This window comes from Methylobacterium sp. GC_Met_2 (genome assembly GCF_026540795.1).
GTDB lineage: Bacteria > Pseudomonadota > Alphaproteobacteria > Rhizobiales > Beijerinckiaceae > Methylobacterium.
On the sequence record NZ_JALNUM010000270.1, the window covers coordinates 1 to 733 of the forward strand.

The window sequence follows — 733 nt, forward strand, 5'->3', positions numbered from 1 at the left end:
GACGAGTGCTTCGAGCCGAAGGCGATCCGAGGTGGAGAGCGTGAAAGAGATGCCACTGCGCATCCCGCCAGACTCGCAGGATGGGCCTCAAACCGAAACCCCACACGGACTCAACCGTCAGAGCTCAACCACTAGGCCCTCTCAAGGCAGACCGGTTCCTATGCGGTGACGGCCCGCGGTCGTAGTTCTTCCAGCTTCCCGGTCTAACTAAGGGTTTACCATCAGCGCGCGTGGTATCCGGTGAACGTTAGGTATGAAACAATTGGTGGCGCTTGATGAGGTGGGCGATCAAGTGCGACGAAAGCTGTTGCCCAGCCGCATACCGCAATGGCGCACAACAATTCATATACTGCGAGGCGACCATTGTTTCTATTTTCCATGATCATCGGCTCCTACCGCATTTTATTTCGCAGTTGATCCTGGTGTGGCGAGGCAGAAACCGCTGAGCTCATCGGCTTATGTTCCACCGTCTCTCAAGTAAAGCCATCAATGCATCGGTGCAGCGATCCAATCGAGCCTGTACAGCATGTGCTGACTCTGGCAGGTCATACGCCGCCTCGATGATCAGCTCGTCGTAAAATGCATGCTCAATGAGCACAGCTTCGACCTGGGCTCTCGTCAGCGTGCGATAGCCAAGAGAGCTGGACCACTGCCTCAAACTCACAACCGTCAGGGGCTCTAACGAACCGGTGTTCATGCGAAGACGACCAAGGACAGTGTACCCACGCGCGAA

1 protein-coding gene is annotated in these 733 nt (G+C 55.8%); it reads right to left on the minus strand.

The annotated features are described in order from the left end of the window. Window positions 1-448 precede the first annotated feature (448 nt). A partial coding sequence (locus OXS49_RS33400; RefSeq protein WP_267428783.1) for a hypothetical protein occupies window positions 449-733 on the minus strand: 285 nt, incomplete at its 5' end.